The following is a 13,885-nucleotide window of genomic DNA, read 5'->3' as shown; positions in this document are numbered from 1 at the left end:
ACCGGCGCATGCGTCTGCCTCAGCCGCCGAAGCCGCACCAGGCGGCGACCCACGACAGGATCTTGCCGCGCATCTCCTCGCCGACGAACAGCTCGATCTCGCCGGGCTCGCCGTCGACCTCGACGCGGAGCGGGAAGATCGTGCCGCGCTTGTCCTCCTGCACCGCGTGCGGGTCGCAGCGCGTCGGGGTGAGCGGCAGCCTGATCACGACGGGGTCGGCGTCGTCAGCCGTCACCTCCAGATCGAGGCGATACAGATCCTGGTCCGCCGCCAGGCCGTCGAGGTCGATGAGGTTCGTGCGCTCGACCCCGACCACGGTCGCCTCGGCCGCTCCCGTGGGGGTGACGGTCAATTCGAGCGCGGCGGGCTCGCCCGGCGGTGACGGCGCGAATCCGGTGAAGGCGAGGGACGCAGCATCCGTCACCCGCTCCAAGAGGCACTCGCGGGCGTGCAGCGCGACGACGAAGCCGAGCGGGTCGGGAGCGGATGCCGTCACCTCGGTGCTGCCGGAATCCGAGACGACCTCGATCACGGCGTCGGCCTCGCCGTCGTCGGCCACGGAGCAGTCGACCGCGGGCAGCTGGACGCGGACGTCGGCGGAGGCCCCCCGCGGGATCGTGCTCCTGCGATCGGCGATCACGCGTGCGGCCGTGCCCTCGAACCGCGGGTCGTGCACCTGCACGTCGCCGATGGTGAGCTCGACGTCGGAGTCGTTCGAGATGCGCACCTGCGCCTGGCGCGGGCCGACGTCGGAGCGCAGCTGGTGCAGCTCCGCGGTGAGCGCGGGCGCCGACGTCGACTCGGGCTCCGGCGGGAGCTGCCCCCACGACGCGCAGCCGGCCAGCGCCAGCGTGCCGGCGAGCACGAGAGGCAGTGCGAGCGCGCCGGCGAGCCTCGAGGGTGCGGCACGCCACGGCATCGGATCGCCCCGGACTACCGCGTGAGCGTCTCGCGCGCGACGGTGAAGTCCTCGAGCGCGACGGGGTCGATGTCGACGCCGAGGCCGTGGCCGATCGGCACGCGCACCTGACCCTCTTCGAGCACCGCGGGCTCGGTCACGATGTCGCGCGTATAGAAACGGCTCGAGGCCGACACATCGCCCGGCAGCGTGAAGCCCGGCAGGGCGGCGAGGGCGGCGTTCGCGGCGCGGCCGATGCCGGTCTCGAGCATGCCGCCGCACCAGACCGGCACCCCGGCTTCGACGCACCGGTCGTGGATCCTGATCGCTTCGAGGTAGCCGCCGACGCGGCCGGCCTTGATGTTGATGACGGATGCCGAGCCCAGCGCGAGCGCGTCGGCCGCCGCCTTGTCCGACACGATGGACTCGTCCAGGCAGACGGGCGTCCGCAGCCGTCGCGCGAGCGTCGCGTGGTCGACGAGGTCGTCCTCCTGCAGCGGCTGCTCGATGAGGAGCAGGTCGAAGCGGTCGAGCTCGGCGAGGGTGTCGGCATCCGCCATCGTGAAGGCGGAGTTCGCGTCGACCTGCAGCGGGATCGCGCCGAAGGCGTCGCGCACCGCAGCCGTGTCGCCGACGTCGCGGCCGGGCTTGATCTTGATCTTGATGCGCACGTAGCCCTCGTCGAGGTAGCCGCGCACGGTCTCGACGAGCGCCGCCGGGTCTCGCTGGATGCCGACCGACACCCCGCTCGGCACGCGGTCGCGCACCGCGCCGGCGTACTCGGCGAAGCTGCGCCCCTCGGCGCGCAGGGCGGCGTCGAGCACGGCGAGCTCGAGTCCGGCCTTGGCCATGCGGTGACCCTTGAACGGCTCGAGCACGCCCGCGACGTCCTCCGGTGCGATGCGGTGCCGGTCGAGGAGCGCCGGCGCGAGGAAGCGCAGCGCCACGTCCCAGGCGCCCTGCGTGTACTCGCTCGAGTACAGCGGGTCGGCCTGCGTGACGACCTCGCCCCAGCCTTCGCCGTCGGCGGTGAGCGCCCGCACGACGATGACCTCGCGCACCGTCTCGGTGCCGAACGACGTGGTGAACGGGGCGACGAGCGGCAGGTGCAGCACCCGCAGTTCGAAGCCTTCGAGGACGACGGATGCTGCCGGCCGGGCGATGGGCATGCGCTCAGCGTACGCCCGGCCGGCGGCCGAGCGAGGCGGTCAGTGCGCGAAGCGCGCGGTCGCGGCGTCTCGGAGGACCGGGACGTACGTGGACCGGGCGACCCGGGGCCGCCGGCGGCGCGGTTCTGCCGGCGCCGTGTGGTGCGCCGTTCCCCGCATCGCGTCGCTCAGGGCGACGATCAGGGTCTCGATGTGCTCGCGCATGATTCCTCCTCGTTCCCCTGAGAAGAGCGGCGGGCGCAGGCGCTGATACGTCCGTGTGTCCATCTGTTTGTCACGCTACGCCGGGGTTCCGACATCCCCGGCCGCTTTCTGCTCACCTGTCACGATGTGCCGAAAACCTCAGCGCCTCGTGACAGGTGAACGGTCGTGCGAATCGGCTCTGGAGGTCAGGCGGGGACTTCGGCGAAAGCGCGCACCGGGAAGGTGCCGAAGCCCTCGACGGCCGGCGGTGCCGCGGTGAACCGCGCGCCGCGCGGCGGCAGCGAACCCAGGTTCGTCAGGTGCTCGACGACGTGCACGCCGGCGGCGAGGAGCAGCGAGTGAGCGGGGCGTTCACCTCCGGACTCGGTGTCGTCGATGTTCACCGAGTCGATGCCCACCAGCGCCGCCCCGGCGTCGATGAGCCACTGCGCGGCCTCTCCCGTGAGGAACGGCGCTGCCGTCCCGTACTCCGGCTGCCCGAACCAGCGGTCCCAGCCCGTGTGCAGCAGGACGGCCGCGCCGCGCACGTCGCGATCGGCGAGCGTGGAGGAACGGATGCCTCGGCGCCCGGCATCCCACGCATCCTCGAGGTGGAACACCTCGGCGCGCAGCCCGACCAGCGACGACAGGTCGAGGCCGGCCAGGTCGCGGCCCCCGGCATAGCGGTGGAACGGCGAGTCGAGGTAGGTGCCGGTGTTGCCGATCATGTGGATGACGTCCATCGCGAACTCGGTGCCCGGCGCGTAGCGGGCGCGGGAGTCCTCGCGGGTGAGGTGCGGCGTGATCGTCGGGGCGGGAAGCCCCGGGTAGGTGACGAGCCCCGCGCGGATCGGGTGACTGAGATCGACGACGCGCGCCCCGCCGGCCGACGGGGACGCGGCATCCACTCCCCTGCTGCCGCGGTGCGGCTCCTCGACGATGCGGAGACCCCGCAGCTCCACCTCGTCGACGAGCGCGAGGCCGAGGTGCGCGATGAGCAGGCGCGCGGTCTCGTCCTCGGTGGCGTCGGCGTCCGGAAGATCCAGCCGGAACCCGGTGCCGGCGAGTCCGCCGCCGTTCGCGAAGCGGATGTCGAAGTCGAAGTGGGCGCGATACTCGGGCATGGCGGTCAGCCTAGGGGCGCAGCATCCGTCATCCTGCGGGGTCATCCGCACAATGGCAGGCGTTCCGTGCGACTCGGCAGGAATGCTCCGTCGGGCGTTAGGCGGTCCGTCGCGGAATCGCAACCCCGTCGGCCGATCCCTGACTCGTCCGTAGCGTCGGGGCATGGACAGCTTCGACTTCGCCCCACGACGCGCAATCGTGACCGGCTCCGACTCCGGCATCGGGCGGGCGACCGCCATCGCGCTCGCGGATGCCGGCCTCGACGTCGGCATCACCTGGCACAGCGATGAGGAAGGCGCAGAGCGCACCGCGGATGCGGTGCGCGAGCGCGGAACCCGCGCGGAGATCACGCGCTTCGACGCCACCGACCTCGACCGCGTCGCCGGCACGATCGACGACCTCGCCGACCGCCTCGGCGGCGTGGACGTGTTCGTGAACAACGCCGGCGGCGGATCCGGCGGGCCGTTCCTCGACGTCTCGATCGAAGACTGGCGCCGGGTCGTCGCGCTGAACCTCGACGGCGCCTTCGCCGGACTTCAGGCGGCGGCCCGCCACATGGTGGGCGCGGGCCGCGGCGGGCGGCTCATCGCGATCACCAGCGTGCACGAGACGCAGCCGCGAGTCGGGTCGGCGGCCTACGTCGCCGCCAAACACGGGCTGGGCGGTCTCATCGAGACGATGGCCCAGGAGCTCGGCGAGCACGCGATCACCGCGAACGCGGTGGCGCCCGGCGAGATCGCGACGCCCCTGACGAACCAGGAATCCGAGGACGCCGAACGCACGCATCGCCCGGGCATCCCGCTCGGGCGCCCGGGCAAGCCCGAGGAGATCGCGGCCGTCGTCGCGTTCCTCGCCTCACCGGCCGCGAGCTACGTGACCGGCGCCAGCTGGAGCGTGGACGGGGGCATGCTGCAGATGGGTCCTCAGGCGGGCTCCCACCTGAAGAGCGACGAGTGGCGGAAGGGATGACGATGGAGCGCCAGAACGAGATCGACGGCACCGGCATGACGGACGAGGAGAAGCGGCGCGACCAGCTGACGTCGGCACCGGACGCCGTGGAGTCCGACGCGGACCCGCGCATCGACGTCACGCATCGCGACGGGGTCACGCGCATCGACATCCGCGACGACGCCGACGTGCGTCCGGGCGACCCGACCCGCGAACCGGACGAGTAGGTCAGGGCCGGACCAGGAGGTACCCGCGCTCGTCGTCGAAGCCCCCGATGACGAGGCCGTCGGCCAGGTGCCCGACGAGCTGCTCGCGCACGCGCGTGCGCCAGACCGCAGCATCCACCGGCGTCTCGCGACGGAGGGTCTCGATGTCGTGCGGGATCTCGACCGACGCGGCCACCCGCTCGTCTTCGGGGGTGGGGACCGGCGGCGCGGCGAGCGCCCACGACACCATGATGCGGTCGGTCTCGTCGCCGCGGTTGACGCCGTCGTCCATCGGTCCGTAGTGGTTCACCAGGTACTCGGTGACGCGCGTGCCGAGCACGCGGAGGTTGAAGTGGGCGTTGCGGGCGACCAGCGGGTCGAAGGTCCACGTGATGTGTCCGACGCCGCGGGCGAGGGCCCACTCCTGCTGGTGCCGCTTCAGCACGCGACCGAGACCCTGCGCCTGGTGGTCGGGCAGCACCCCGGTGATGTGGCTGTGCATCGAGCGCGCAGCGGGCTCCGCGAAGAAGGCGACGGATGCCCCGACCATGCGCTCGCCGTCGTACAGGCCGACCGCGTAGTTGCCGGAGTGGGCGAGGGCGCGCAGCAGGTTCGCCGGCATGCCGCCGCGGTCGCCGCCCCACACGTCGGCGAGCACCGCGGAGGCGCGGTGGACCTCCTCCACCGTGTCGAGGAAGCGGATGTCGATACCCGGCGGCGTCGCGATCTCGGCCATGCCCTCAGTCTGCACCCGCGGAGCCCGTTGCTCGGAGCCCCGATAGCCTGAACTGATGGGCACGGGTGACGAGGACGCGAGAAGAAGACTCACCCGGATGCCCCGCCAGGGCGCCATCGTGGCGGTCCTGGCGATCGCGGGCCTCGCGTCGTCGTTCATGTTCACGCTGGTCGTGCCGATCCAGTCGAAGCTGCCGGAGCTCCTGAACGCGAGCCGAGACGACACCGCGTGGGTGGTCACGTCGACGCTCCTCGCGGCCGCGGTGATGACCCCGATCGCCGGGCGCCTCGGCGACATGTACGGCAAGCGGCGCATCGTGCTCGTGCTGCTGGCGCTGCTGGTCGCGGGGTCGGTGATCGCCGCAGCATCCACCGGCATCGTCGGCGTGATCGTGGGCCGCACGCTCCAGGGCGCGGTGACGGGCGTCATCCCGCTCGGCATCTCGATCCTCCGCGACGTGCTGCACGAGGACCGCGTCGACTCGGCCATCGCCCTCATCAGCGCGACGCTCGGCGTGGGCGGTGCGCTCGGGCTGCCGGTGAGCGCGTTCATCACCGAGCGCAGCGACTGGCACGTGCTGTTCTGGGTGTCCGCGGCACTCGGCGCCGTCGTGTTCGCCCTCGTGCTGTGGATCGTGCCGGTGAGCGCCCTGCGCACAGGCGGGAGGTTCGACTACCTCGGGACGCTGGGGCTCGCCGTCGGCCTCGTCGGCGTGCTCCTCGCGGTGTCGCGTGGCAACGAGTGGGGCTGGACCTCGCCCGCCGTGCTCGCGTGCGGCCTCGGCGGTCTCGCGGTGCTGCTGGTGTGGGGCTGGTACGAGCTGCGGATCGCCGATCCGCTCCTGGACCTCCGCGTCGCGGCACGGCGACCGGTGCTGCTCACCAACCTCGCCTCGATCGCGTTCGGCTTCTCGCTGTTCGCGTCGAACGTGATCTACCCGCAGATGCTCGAGCTGCCGACCGCGGCGGGCGGGTTCGGGCTCTCGCTCGTGGCCGCGAGCCTCATCGTCATGCCGGCAGGCCTCGTGATGATGGTGCTCTCGCCGTTCTCCGGGCAGCTCGCGCGCACGGTCGGACCCAAGCTCCTCCTCGTGCTGGGCGCCATCGCGCTCGTCGTCACCTACGGGTTCACCCTGCTGTTCTCGACCGAGGTGTGGCAGATCCTCGTCGCGAACATCGGCATCGGCTTCGGCATCGGCTTCGGCTACGCGGCGATGCCCATGCTCATCATGCGCTCGGTGCCGCAGTCCGAGACCGGCGCCTCGAACGGCCTCAACGCGCTGTTCCGCTCGCTCGGCACGAGCACCGCGGCGGCCGTGGTCGGCGCCGTGCTCGCGACCTTCGCGGTGGAGGTCGATGGCGTGCCGGTGCCGGAGCCCGCGGCGTTCCACATCTCGTTCCTCCTCGGCGGTGGCGCGGCGCTCATCGCGCTGCTGGTGGCCCTGTTCATCCCGCGCCATCACGCGCCCCAGGAGCGGCATCCGTCCCTCCCGGAGTGACGGGACTGCTGCAGTCTCCTGCGACCGCTGCGTCGCGCGACGGCGCCGTTGCAGGCAAGCGCAGCACGCGCGCGCGCCGACGGCTGCGAGATCAGCCGCGCAGGCGCGCGAGCCTCGCCGAGTCGGGAGCGAGCCGCTCGGCGACGGCGACCGCCGACAGGATCGCGCTCTCGTGCGAGTCGGCGTCGGCGGTGTACAGCCCCGCGAGCGACACCCCGTGCCGCCCCTGCAGCGGGCGCAGCCGCCGCTGCGCGTCGAAGTACTCGGTGTCGATCAGGCCGTGCCGGTACGACGCCGTCGCGTAGAGCGGCTGCGGCAGCTCGTCCTCGTAGGTCACCCAGCTCTTGAAGACGTCGCCCCCGCGCGACGGGCTCCAGATCGACAGCGAGCTGTGCGCGCCGTCCGTCCGCACGTTGACGACCGACCACGCCCGCTCGTCGCGCGGCATGAGCCGCCGGTCGCCGTGGATCGCGATCGTCGTGTCGAAGTACCCGAAGCGCGCGAGCTGCGCGGTGACGTCCGCGAACTCGGGAAGCGGCGCGAGCAGGTCGTGCGCCGTGCGCGCGTCGCACGTGAAGACGAGATGGTCGAACGGATGCTGCACCCCCAGCGCCTCGACGAGCAGCGCGCCGTCCGCATCCCGCGTGACGGACTCGACCCCGGCCCCGGTGCGCAGGCGCGCCCGCTCGAGCGCGGCGACGAGGGCGTCGACGTAGACGCGGAGACCACCGGGGATCTCGCTCTGCTCGGGCGGTGTCAGCCCGCGCGGAAGGTTCGCGCCGAGGTAGTACAGCGCGTTGTAGGCGGCGAACCGGCGGAAGTCGGCGAGGTCGACGCACCAGAACGCGAGCAGCAGGGGGAAGAGGAAGTCGTCGACGAACGCCCTGGGCAGGCGCTCGCGCTCGACGTACTCGGCGATCGTCACCGTGGTGTCGTGCTCCGCCAGGAACGCGGGCAGGCGCGACAGGAACGCGCGGAAGCGCACGAGGTGGATGATCGCGCCAGGCCTCAGCGACGCCCACACCGGACGGCCGCGCCGGAACGGCGGCATCGCGACCGGCCGGGAGCCGTCGGTGCGTGAGAGGGTCAGCGTCGCCGGGTACGTCGAGCGCGGCACCTCGAGCTCATCGAGCAGCCGGTTGAACGTCGCGTATGCGGCGCTGCGGGCGAAGAACTGGAAGCCGGCGTCGACACGCAGCGGCTCGCCCTCCACCTCGATGTCGATCGTGTGCGCGTGCCCGCCGAGCCGGTCGTCCTTCTCGAACAGCGTGACGTCGTGGTCCTGCTCGAGCAGCCACGCGGCCGCGAGTCCCGCGGCGCCCCCGCCGATGATGCCGATCCGCATGTGCACGCCGTTTCTGTGAGCCCCGGGCTCAGACTAGGGCGTGCACGGCGGGGGCTATCGCGCCCGCGTGCCCCGTCGCTAGCCTGACCTCTACCGGGGGCGACGGGAGCAGGCGCATGGACGGGCGGGATCAGGGCTTTCAGGGGGACGACCCGACGCGGGGCGACCGCAAGCCGGAGCAGGTGCCGGTCGGCCCGCCCGACGGCGCCACCGCTGCGGCGGATGCGACACGCACCGGCACTGTGGCCGCGGCGAGCGGCACGGATGCCGCAGGCACCACCGCCTCGGGTGACGGCGCCGACCACGACACCCGGTTCTTCGGGCAGCCGTGGGCTCTCGCGCACATCTTCGGCGTGGAGATGTGGGAGCGGTTCAGCTTCTACGGCATGCAGGGCATCCTGCTCATCTACATGTACTACTCCGTCGCCGACGGCGGCCTCGGCATCCCCGAGGCGACGGCGACCGGCATCGTCGGCGCGTACGGCGGCACCGTCTACCTGTCGACGATCCTCGGCGCGTGGGTCGCCGACCGCCTGCTCGGGTCGGAGCGCGTCCTCTTCTACAGCGCCTGGGTCATCATGGCGGGGCACATCGCACTGGCGCTGCTGCCGAGCGTGTGGGGACTCGGCGTCGGCCTCATCCTCGTCGCCGTCGGCTCGGGCGGACTGAAGGCGAACGCGACCGCCGTCGTCGGCACGCTGTATTCCGCCAAGGACCCCAGACGCGACGCCGGCTTCTCCCTCTTCTACCTCGGAATCAACCTCGGCGCGTTCCTCGGCCCGATCGTGACCGGCTTCCTGCAGAGCAACGTCGGCTTCCACTGGGGCTTCGGCGCGGCGGCGATCGGCATGGCGATCGGCCTCACGCAGTACTCCTTCGGCCGCAAGCAGCTGCCCGCGTCGTCGCGCGTGGTCGCCAATCCACTCCCGGCCAACCGTCGCGGCATGATGATCGGCGTCGGAATCGCCGGGCTCCTGCTCATCGTGGTGCTGGTGCTCACCGGCGTCATCCGCGCCGACAACCTCGCGGGCATCGTGATCCTCGTGACCCTCGGGGCGGCGATCGCCTACTTCTCGGTGATCATCTCGTCGCGCGCGATCAGCGGCGACGACCGCTCCCGCGTCATCGGGTTCATCCCCCTCTTCATCGTGAACGTGGGCTTCTGGTCGCTGTACCAGCAGCAGTTCACGGTGCTGACGATCTACTCCGACAAGCAGCTCGACCGCACGATCTTCGGCTGGGAGATGCCGGTGTCGTGGGTGAACTCGATCAACCCGGTCTTCGTCATCATCCTCTCCGGTGTCTTCGCTGCGATCTGGACCAAGCTCGGCGACCGCGCGCCCTCGGCGCCCGTGAAGTTCTCCCTCGGCGCGATGATCATGGGCGTCGCGTTCCTGCTGTTCCTGCCGTGGGCGAACGGCGCACCGAACTCGACGCCGCTCCTCGCGATCGTGATGATCCTGTTCGTGTTCACGATCGCCGAGCTGTTCATCTCGCCTCCCGGGCTCTCGGTGACCACGAAGCTCGCCCCCGAGCGGTTCCACACCCAGATGGTGGCGCTCTACTTCCTCTCGATCGCGCTGGGCACCGCGATCGCCGGCTGGCTCGCCCAGTTCTACGACCCCGAGAACGAGATCCCCTACTTCACGATCCTCGGCGGCATCGCGATCGTGCTCGGCCTCGCGCTGCTGGCCGCGGTCAGACCGGTGCTGAAGCTGATGCGGGGGGTGCGCTGACAGCCGTCGCGGACCGACGGCCGGCCAGCACGGCGGCGAACGCCGTCAAGCCGGCGGCGACGAACACGACGACGGCCGACACCGCCATGTTCGCCGTCGGCCCGTACGCCGCGGTGAGCTGACCACCGACCCACGAGCCGCCCGCGATCCCGACATTGAAGAGGACGACGATCGAGGCGCTCGCGAGGTCGCGGAGGCGATCGGATGCTGCGCGCATGAGCGCCGTCTGGATCAGCGGGAACATCGCGCCGGTGCCGGCGCCCCAGAGCGCCAGGGCTCCCACGGCGACAGGCGTGACGTGCGGCAGGAGCGCGAGGGCGGCGAAAGCGCCGACGAACACCAGGAGCGTCGCGGTCAGCGCCGTGCGCGGGAACCGGTCGGCGAGCGTGCCGGCCACGGCCACCCCGATGAGGCCGGAGGCCCCGTACACGAACAGCAGCGCGCTCGCCCAGCCGTCCGCGATGCCGGCCGACTCGGCGAGGTACGGGCGGATGTAGACGAACGACAGGAACTGCGCGAGCCCGATCAGCAGCCCCGCGATGCCGAACGCGAGGAGCGGAGGCAGCGACCGGTCCTGGCGCAGCGGCTCGCGCTCCTCGGCCGCGACGGGCACCACGACGGATCGCGGAAGCCGGCGGATTACGACGGCGGCGAGCAGCAGCATCCCGATCCCCATCGCCGCGAACGCGACCCGCCAGCTGGTCAGCTGCGCGAGTGCCGTGGCGGCGGGCAGCCCGACCACGGTGGCGGCCGTGCCTCCGCCCGTGACGAGCGCGAGGCCGCGGCCGAGCTGCGCGCCCGACAGCAGCGACGACGCGTACACGATGACGATCGCCCAGAACACGCCGTGCGCGACCGCGGCGACCGCCCGCGTTGCGAACGCGAACTCGTACGTCGGCGCGAAGGCGGTGGCGACATTCGCCACGGCGAACACCGCGAGGGAGACGGCGACCACGACGCGGCGGTCGATCCGGCGCGTCGCCCGCGTCAGCGGGATGCTTGTGGCGATCACCACGATCGCCCACACCGAGACGAGCAGGCCGATGCGGAGCGGGTCGACGCCGAGGTCGCGCGCCATCTCGGGCATGAGCCCCGCCGGCAGCGATTCGGCGGTGACGGTGACGAAGACGCCCAGCGAGAGCAGCAGCAGGGCGCTCAGCGGGAAGCGCGCGACGGAGGTGCCGGGGAGGGTGACGGATGCCGTGGACGTGGTCATGGAGCGAGGCTAAACTTTGACATCAATGTCAATGTCAAGCTTTCGCGCGACACGAATCGACACGGAGGTCCTTGCGGCATGAAGATCGGCGAACTGTCGCAGCGCACCGGCATCCCTGCGCGGATGCTGCGCTACTACGAGGAGCAGGGACTCCTCGCGTCCGAGCGCTCGGCAAACGGCTACCGCGCGTACGACGAAGCCGACGTGGATCTCGCCACTCGGGCACGCGGGCTCGTGCAGGCCGGGCTCTCGACGCGGCTCGCCAAGGTCGTGCTCGACGTGGAACGGCAGTGCGCGCTGGAGCAGCCGACATGCTCGCGCGAGCTCGCCGAGATGCTCGCGACCGAGCTGTCGGCGCTCGACAACCGCCTCGCGTGCCTCACCAGGAGCCGCGACGCCGTCGCACGCTATCTCGACCTCACCCGCAACGGCGATCTGGTGCGCAGCGCCGGCGCCGCGTGAGTCGAGCGGAGCCGGCACTGCTCGTGCCGACGATGCGGCGCCGCGCTAGTCGGTCTTGGTGGAGAAGGCGGCGTCGAACGCGGCGGCGGGCGGGGTGATGGCGTTGAGCTTGCGGACGAACGCGATCGCCTCGGGAGCGCCGTCCAACCGGTCCATGCCGGCGTCCTCCCACTCGATGGAGGTGGGCCCGTCGTAGCCGATCGCGTTCAGCGCCCGGAACAGCGGCTCCCACGGCACGGCACCGTGTCCGGTCGACACGAACGTCCAGCCGCGGCGCGGGTTCGCCCACGGCAGATGAGAGCCGAGCACCCCGTTGCGGCCGTCGAGGTTGGTGATCGACTCCTTCACGTGCACATGGAAGATGTGGTCCGCGAAGTCCAGCATGAATGCCACCGGGTCCAGCTGCTGCCACATGAAGTGGGACGGGTCGAAGTTCAGCCCGAAGCTCTCCCGATGCCCGATGGCCTCGAGCGTCGCTTTGGCCGTCCAGTAGTCGTAGGCGATCTCGGACGGGTGCACCTCCAGCCCGAACCGCACCCCGACCTCTTCGAACACGTCGAGGATCGGGTTCCACCGGTCGGCGAAGTCCTGGTACCCGGCGGCGATGAACTCGTCCGACGCGGGCGGGAACATCGCGACCGCCTTCCAGATCGACGAGCCGGTGAACCCGTTCACCGTCTTCACACCCAGCTTCGCCGCGAACCGGGCCGTGTTCTTCATGTCCTCCGCGGCCCGCTGACGCACTCCCTCGGGCTCGCCGTCGCCCCACACCCGGGCGGGGAGGATGTCCTTGTGCCGCACGTCGATGGGATCGTCGCACACCGCCTGCCCGGTGAGGTGGTTCGAGATCGCCCACACCTTGAGGCCGTTGCGCTCCAGGATGTCCTTACGGGACTGCACGTACTCCGCGTCATCCCACCGCGACACATCGATATGGTCGCCCCAGCACGCGATCTCCAGACCGTCGAAGCCCCATTCACCCGCGAGCCGCGCCACCTCCTCGAACGGCAGATCGGCCCACTGACCGGTGAACAGCGTGATCGGACGAGGCATGTGAAGCTCCTTCGCTTTCTGTAGGTCTCTTGTGAAGCTATCGGGCCGCGGGGCCGCGCTCGGATGTCAACGCTCCGCCATGTCGGACGCCACCGGCACCCAGGCCGAATCGCGCGAAGCGCTCTCCTCGACGGCGGCGAGCACGCGCTGCACAGAGAGTCCTTCGGCGAACGAGGGGTGCGGGTCGGTGCCCTCGGCGATCGCCGCCACGAAGTCGACGACCTGGTGGCTGAAAGCGTGCTCGTAGCCGAGCATATGGCCGGCCGGCCACCAAGCTCCGACGTAGGGGTGGGATGGCTCGGTGACGAGGATCCGGGTGAACCCCTGGGTCTGCTCAGGCGCGGTGCGGTCGTAGAACCACAGCGTGTTCATGTCCTCGAGGTCGAAGCGCAGGGCGCCCTTGTCGCCCGACACCTCGATCGACAGGTCGTTCTTGCGGCCGGTGGCGAACCGCGTCGCCTCGAATGACACGAGGGCGCCGGTGGACAGCCGGCCGGTGAACATCGCGACGTCGTCGACCGTCACCTCACCGAAGCCCTCGGCCGCCGTGCCGGACAGCCCCGAGCCGGAGCCCTGCAGCGGACGCTGCTTCACGATCGTGTCGACCACGCCCGACACGCGGGTCACGTCGAGGCCGGTCACGAACTGCGTCATGTCGATGATGTGCGCGCCGATGTCGCCGAGTGCGCCCGAACCCGCGTGCTCCTTCTGCAGCCGCCACGCCAGCGGCATCTCCGGGTCGACCAGCCAGTCCTGCCGGTACGCCGCACGCACGTGCGCGATCCTGCCGACCGCGCCCTGGGCGACGAGATCCCGCAGGAACGTCACCGCCGGCACGCGCCGATAGGTGAAGCCGGTCATCGAGCGGATGCCGCGGGCCGCGGCGCGAGCCGCGGCTTCGGCCATCGCCTCCGCCTCGGCGACGGTGTTCGCGAGCGGCTTCTCGCACAGCACGTGCTTGCCGGCCTCGAGCGCCGCGATCGCGATCTCGGCGTGCGAGTCGCCCGGCGTGACGATGTCGACGACATCGATGTCGTCACGCGCGATCACCTCGCGCCAGTCGGTCGCCGATTCGGCCCAGCCCCACTGGGCCGCAGCATCCGTCACCGCCTGGGCGTTGCGCCCGACGATCACCGCCATCTCGACATCGACCGGCAGCGAGAACACGCGAGGGGCCTGACGCCAGCCGACGGAATGCGCGGCGCCCATGAAGCCGTAACCGATCATGGCGACCCGGAGCGCCGGAGGACGGAGGTTGTCGTTCGTCACTGAGGTTCCTTCTGCGAATGAGGGAGCGGGGCGCCCGCCGG

14 protein-coding genes are annotated in these 13,885 nt (G+C 71.3%); 5 read left to right on the top strand and 9 right to left on the bottom strand.

The annotated features are described in order from the left end of the window. Positions 1–19: 19 nt before the first annotated feature. From ACFQ7C_RS18235 to ACFQ7C_RS18220, 4 genes are all read right to left on the bottom strand, one after another. Positions 20–919, bottom strand: coding sequence for a hypothetical protein (locus tag ACFQ7C_RS18235; protein ID WP_378904581.1), 900 nt, complete (start codon positions 917–919; stop codon positions 20–22). A 14-nt stretch (positions 920–933) separates the two neighbouring features. Next, positions 934–2,067: an o-succinylbenzoate synthase gene (gene menC / locus ACFQ7C_RS18230; protein ID WP_378904578.1), complete on the bottom strand. Its 1,134-nt coding sequence runs from the start codon at positions 2,065–2,067 to the stop codon at positions 934–936. Between the two features lie 39 nt (positions 2,068–2,106). Further along, positions 2,107–2,271: a hypothetical protein gene (locus tag ACFQ7C_RS18225; protein WP_378904575.1), complete on the bottom strand. Its 165-nt coding sequence runs from the start codon at positions 2,269–2,271 to the stop codon at positions 2,107–2,109. A 185-nt stretch (positions 2,272–2,456) separates the two neighbouring features. Beyond that, entirely contained in the window at positions 2,457–3,374 is a 918-nt protein-coding gene (locus ACFQ7C_RS18220; protein ID WP_378904572.1) for a cyclase family protein, read from the bottom strand. Between the two features lie 163 nt (positions 3,375–3,537). Between ACFQ7C_RS18220 and ACFQ7C_RS18215 the strand changes: the two genes are divergently transcribed. Beyond that, the gene (locus ACFQ7C_RS18215; RefSeq protein WP_378904569.1) at positions 3,538–4,344 is read left to right on the top strand and encodes an SDR family oxidoreductase; all 807 of its coding nucleotides are present in this window, start codon (positions 3,538–3,540) and stop codon (positions 4,342–4,344) included. A 2-nt stretch (positions 4,345–4,346) separates the two neighbouring features. Continuing rightward, positions 4,347–4,550, top strand: a complete 204-nt coding sequence (locus ACFQ7C_RS18210; RefSeq protein WP_378904566.1) for a hypothetical protein — start codon at positions 4,347–4,349, stop codon at positions 4,548–4,550. Position 4,551: 1 nt separating this feature from the next. On the opposite strand, the gene ACFQ7C_RS18205 is transcribed toward ACFQ7C_RS18210, so the two are convergent. Further along, on the bottom strand, positions 4,552–5,265 hold the full coding sequence (locus ACFQ7C_RS18205; RefSeq protein WP_378904563.1) for a GNAT family N-acetyltransferase: 714 nt from the start codon (positions 5,263–5,265) through the stop codon (positions 4,552–4,554). A gap of 97 nt (positions 5,266–5,362) precedes the next feature. On the opposite strand from ACFQ7C_RS18205, the gene ACFQ7C_RS18200 reads away from it, so the two are divergent. Beyond that, on the top strand, positions 5,363–6,763 hold the full coding sequence (locus ACFQ7C_RS18200; RefSeq protein WP_378904736.1) for an MFS transporter: 1,401 nt from the start codon (positions 5,363–5,365) through the stop codon (positions 6,761–6,763). 91 nt (positions 6,764–6,854) lie between these two features. On the opposite strand, the gene ACFQ7C_RS18195 is transcribed toward ACFQ7C_RS18200, so the two are convergent. Further along, on the bottom strand, positions 6,855–8,108 hold the full coding sequence (locus ACFQ7C_RS18195) for an FAD-dependent oxidoreductase (RefSeq protein ID WP_378904733.1): 1,254 nt from the start codon (positions 8,106–8,108) through the stop codon (positions 6,855–6,857). Between the two features lie 116 nt (positions 8,109–8,224). On the opposite strand from ACFQ7C_RS18195, the gene ACFQ7C_RS18190 reads away from it, so the two are divergent. Further along, the gene (locus ACFQ7C_RS18190) at positions 8,225–9,844 is read left to right on the top strand and encodes a peptide MFS transporter (RefSeq protein ID WP_378904560.1); all 1,620 of its coding nucleotides are present in this window, start codon (positions 8,225–8,227) and stop codon (positions 9,842–9,844) included. Here ACFQ7C_RS18190 and ACFQ7C_RS18185 read toward each other — a convergent pair. Further along, positions 9,807–11,060 (bottom strand): MFS transporter, encoded by a 1,254-nt coding sequence (locus ACFQ7C_RS18185; RefSeq protein ID WP_378904557.1) that lies wholly within the window; start codon positions 11,058–11,060, stop codon positions 9,807–9,809. The genes ACFQ7C_RS18190 and ACFQ7C_RS18185 overlap by 38 nt on opposite strands. A 78-nt stretch (positions 11,061–11,138) precedes the next feature. Between ACFQ7C_RS18185 and ACFQ7C_RS18180 the strand changes: the two genes are divergently transcribed. Next, entirely contained in the window at positions 11,139–11,522 is a 384-nt protein-coding gene (locus ACFQ7C_RS18180) for a MerR family transcriptional regulator (protein WP_378904554.1), read from the top strand. A 45-nt stretch (positions 11,523–11,567) separates the two neighbouring features. On the opposite strand, the gene ACFQ7C_RS18175 is transcribed toward ACFQ7C_RS18180, so the two are convergent. Next, positions 11,568–12,575, bottom strand: coding sequence for a sugar phosphate isomerase/epimerase family protein (locus ACFQ7C_RS18175; protein WP_378904551.1), 1,008 nt, complete (start codon positions 12,573–12,575; stop codon positions 11,568–11,570). 66 nt (positions 12,576–12,641) lie between these two features. Continuing rightward, entirely contained in the window at positions 12,642–13,802 is a 1,161-nt protein-coding gene (locus ACFQ7C_RS18170; protein ID WP_378904730.1) for a Gfo/Idh/MocA family protein, read from the bottom strand. Between the last annotated feature and the right edge of the window lie 83 nt (positions 13,803–13,885).

Origin of the sequence: Microbacterium sp. NPDC056569 (assembly GCF_042793475.1) — a bacterium.
In the GTDB taxonomy this organism is placed as follows: Bacteria; Actinomycetota; Actinomycetes; order Actinomycetales; family Microbacteriaceae; genus Microbacterium.
The sequence above is the reverse complement of the archived record's forward strand: the minus strand, read 5'-3'. Positions and strand labels throughout refer to the sequence as shown.

Bases quoted from the DNA above. Each gene is read 5' to 3' on its own strand.
- ACFQ7C_RS18185 (WP_378904557.1), bottom strand. From the start codon at position 11,060: ATGACCACGTCCACGGCATCCGTCACCCTCCCCGGCACCTCCGTCGCG.
- ACFQ7C_RS18220 (WP_378904572.1), bottom strand. From the start codon at position 3,374: ATGCCCGAGTATCGCGCCCACTTCGACTTCGACATCCGCTTCGCGAAC.
- ACFQ7C_RS18190 (WP_378904560.1), top strand. From the start codon at position 8,225: ATGGACGGGCGGGATCAGGGCTTTCAGGGGGACGACCCGACGCGGGGC.
- menC (WP_378904578.1), bottom strand. From the start codon at position 2,067: ATGCCCATCGCCCGGCCGGCAGCATCCGTCGTCCTCGAAGGCTTCGAA.
- ACFQ7C_RS18200 (WP_378904736.1), top strand. From the start codon at position 5,363: ATGCCCCGCCAGGGCGCCATCGTGGCGGTCCTGGCGATCGCGGGCCTC.
- ACFQ7C_RS18205 (WP_378904563.1), bottom strand. From the start codon at position 5,265: ATGGCCGAGATCGCGACGCCGCCGGGTATCGACATCCGCTTCCTCGAC.
- ACFQ7C_RS18235 (WP_378904581.1), bottom strand. From the start codon at position 919: ATGCCGTGGCGTGCCGCACCCTCGAGGCTCGCCGGCGCGCTCGCACTG.
- ACFQ7C_RS18180 (WP_378904554.1), top strand. From the start codon at position 11,139: ATGAAGATCGGCGAACTGTCGCAGCGCACCGGCATCCCTGCGCGGATG.
- ACFQ7C_RS18215 (WP_378904569.1), top strand. From the start codon at position 3,538: ATGGACAGCTTCGACTTCGCCCCACGACGCGCAATCGTGACCGGCTCC.
- ACFQ7C_RS18175 (WP_378904551.1), bottom strand. From the start codon at position 12,575: ATGCCTCGTCCGATCACGCTGTTCACCGGTCAGTGGGCCGATCTGCCG.
- ACFQ7C_RS18225 (WP_378904575.1), bottom strand. From the start codon at position 2,271: ATGCGCGAGCACATCGAGACCCTGATCGTCGCCCTGAGCGACGCGATG.
- ACFQ7C_RS18170 (WP_378904730.1), bottom strand. From the start codon at position 13,802: ATGATCGGTTACGGCTTCATGGGCGCCGCGCATTCCGTCGGCTGGCGT.
- ACFQ7C_RS18210 (WP_378904566.1), top strand. From the start codon at position 4,347: ATGGAGCGCCAGAACGAGATCGACGGCACCGGCATGACGGACGAGGAG.
- ACFQ7C_RS18195 (WP_378904733.1), bottom strand. From the start codon at position 8,108: ATGCGGATCGGCATCATCGGCGGGGGCGCCGCGGGACTCGCGGCCGCG.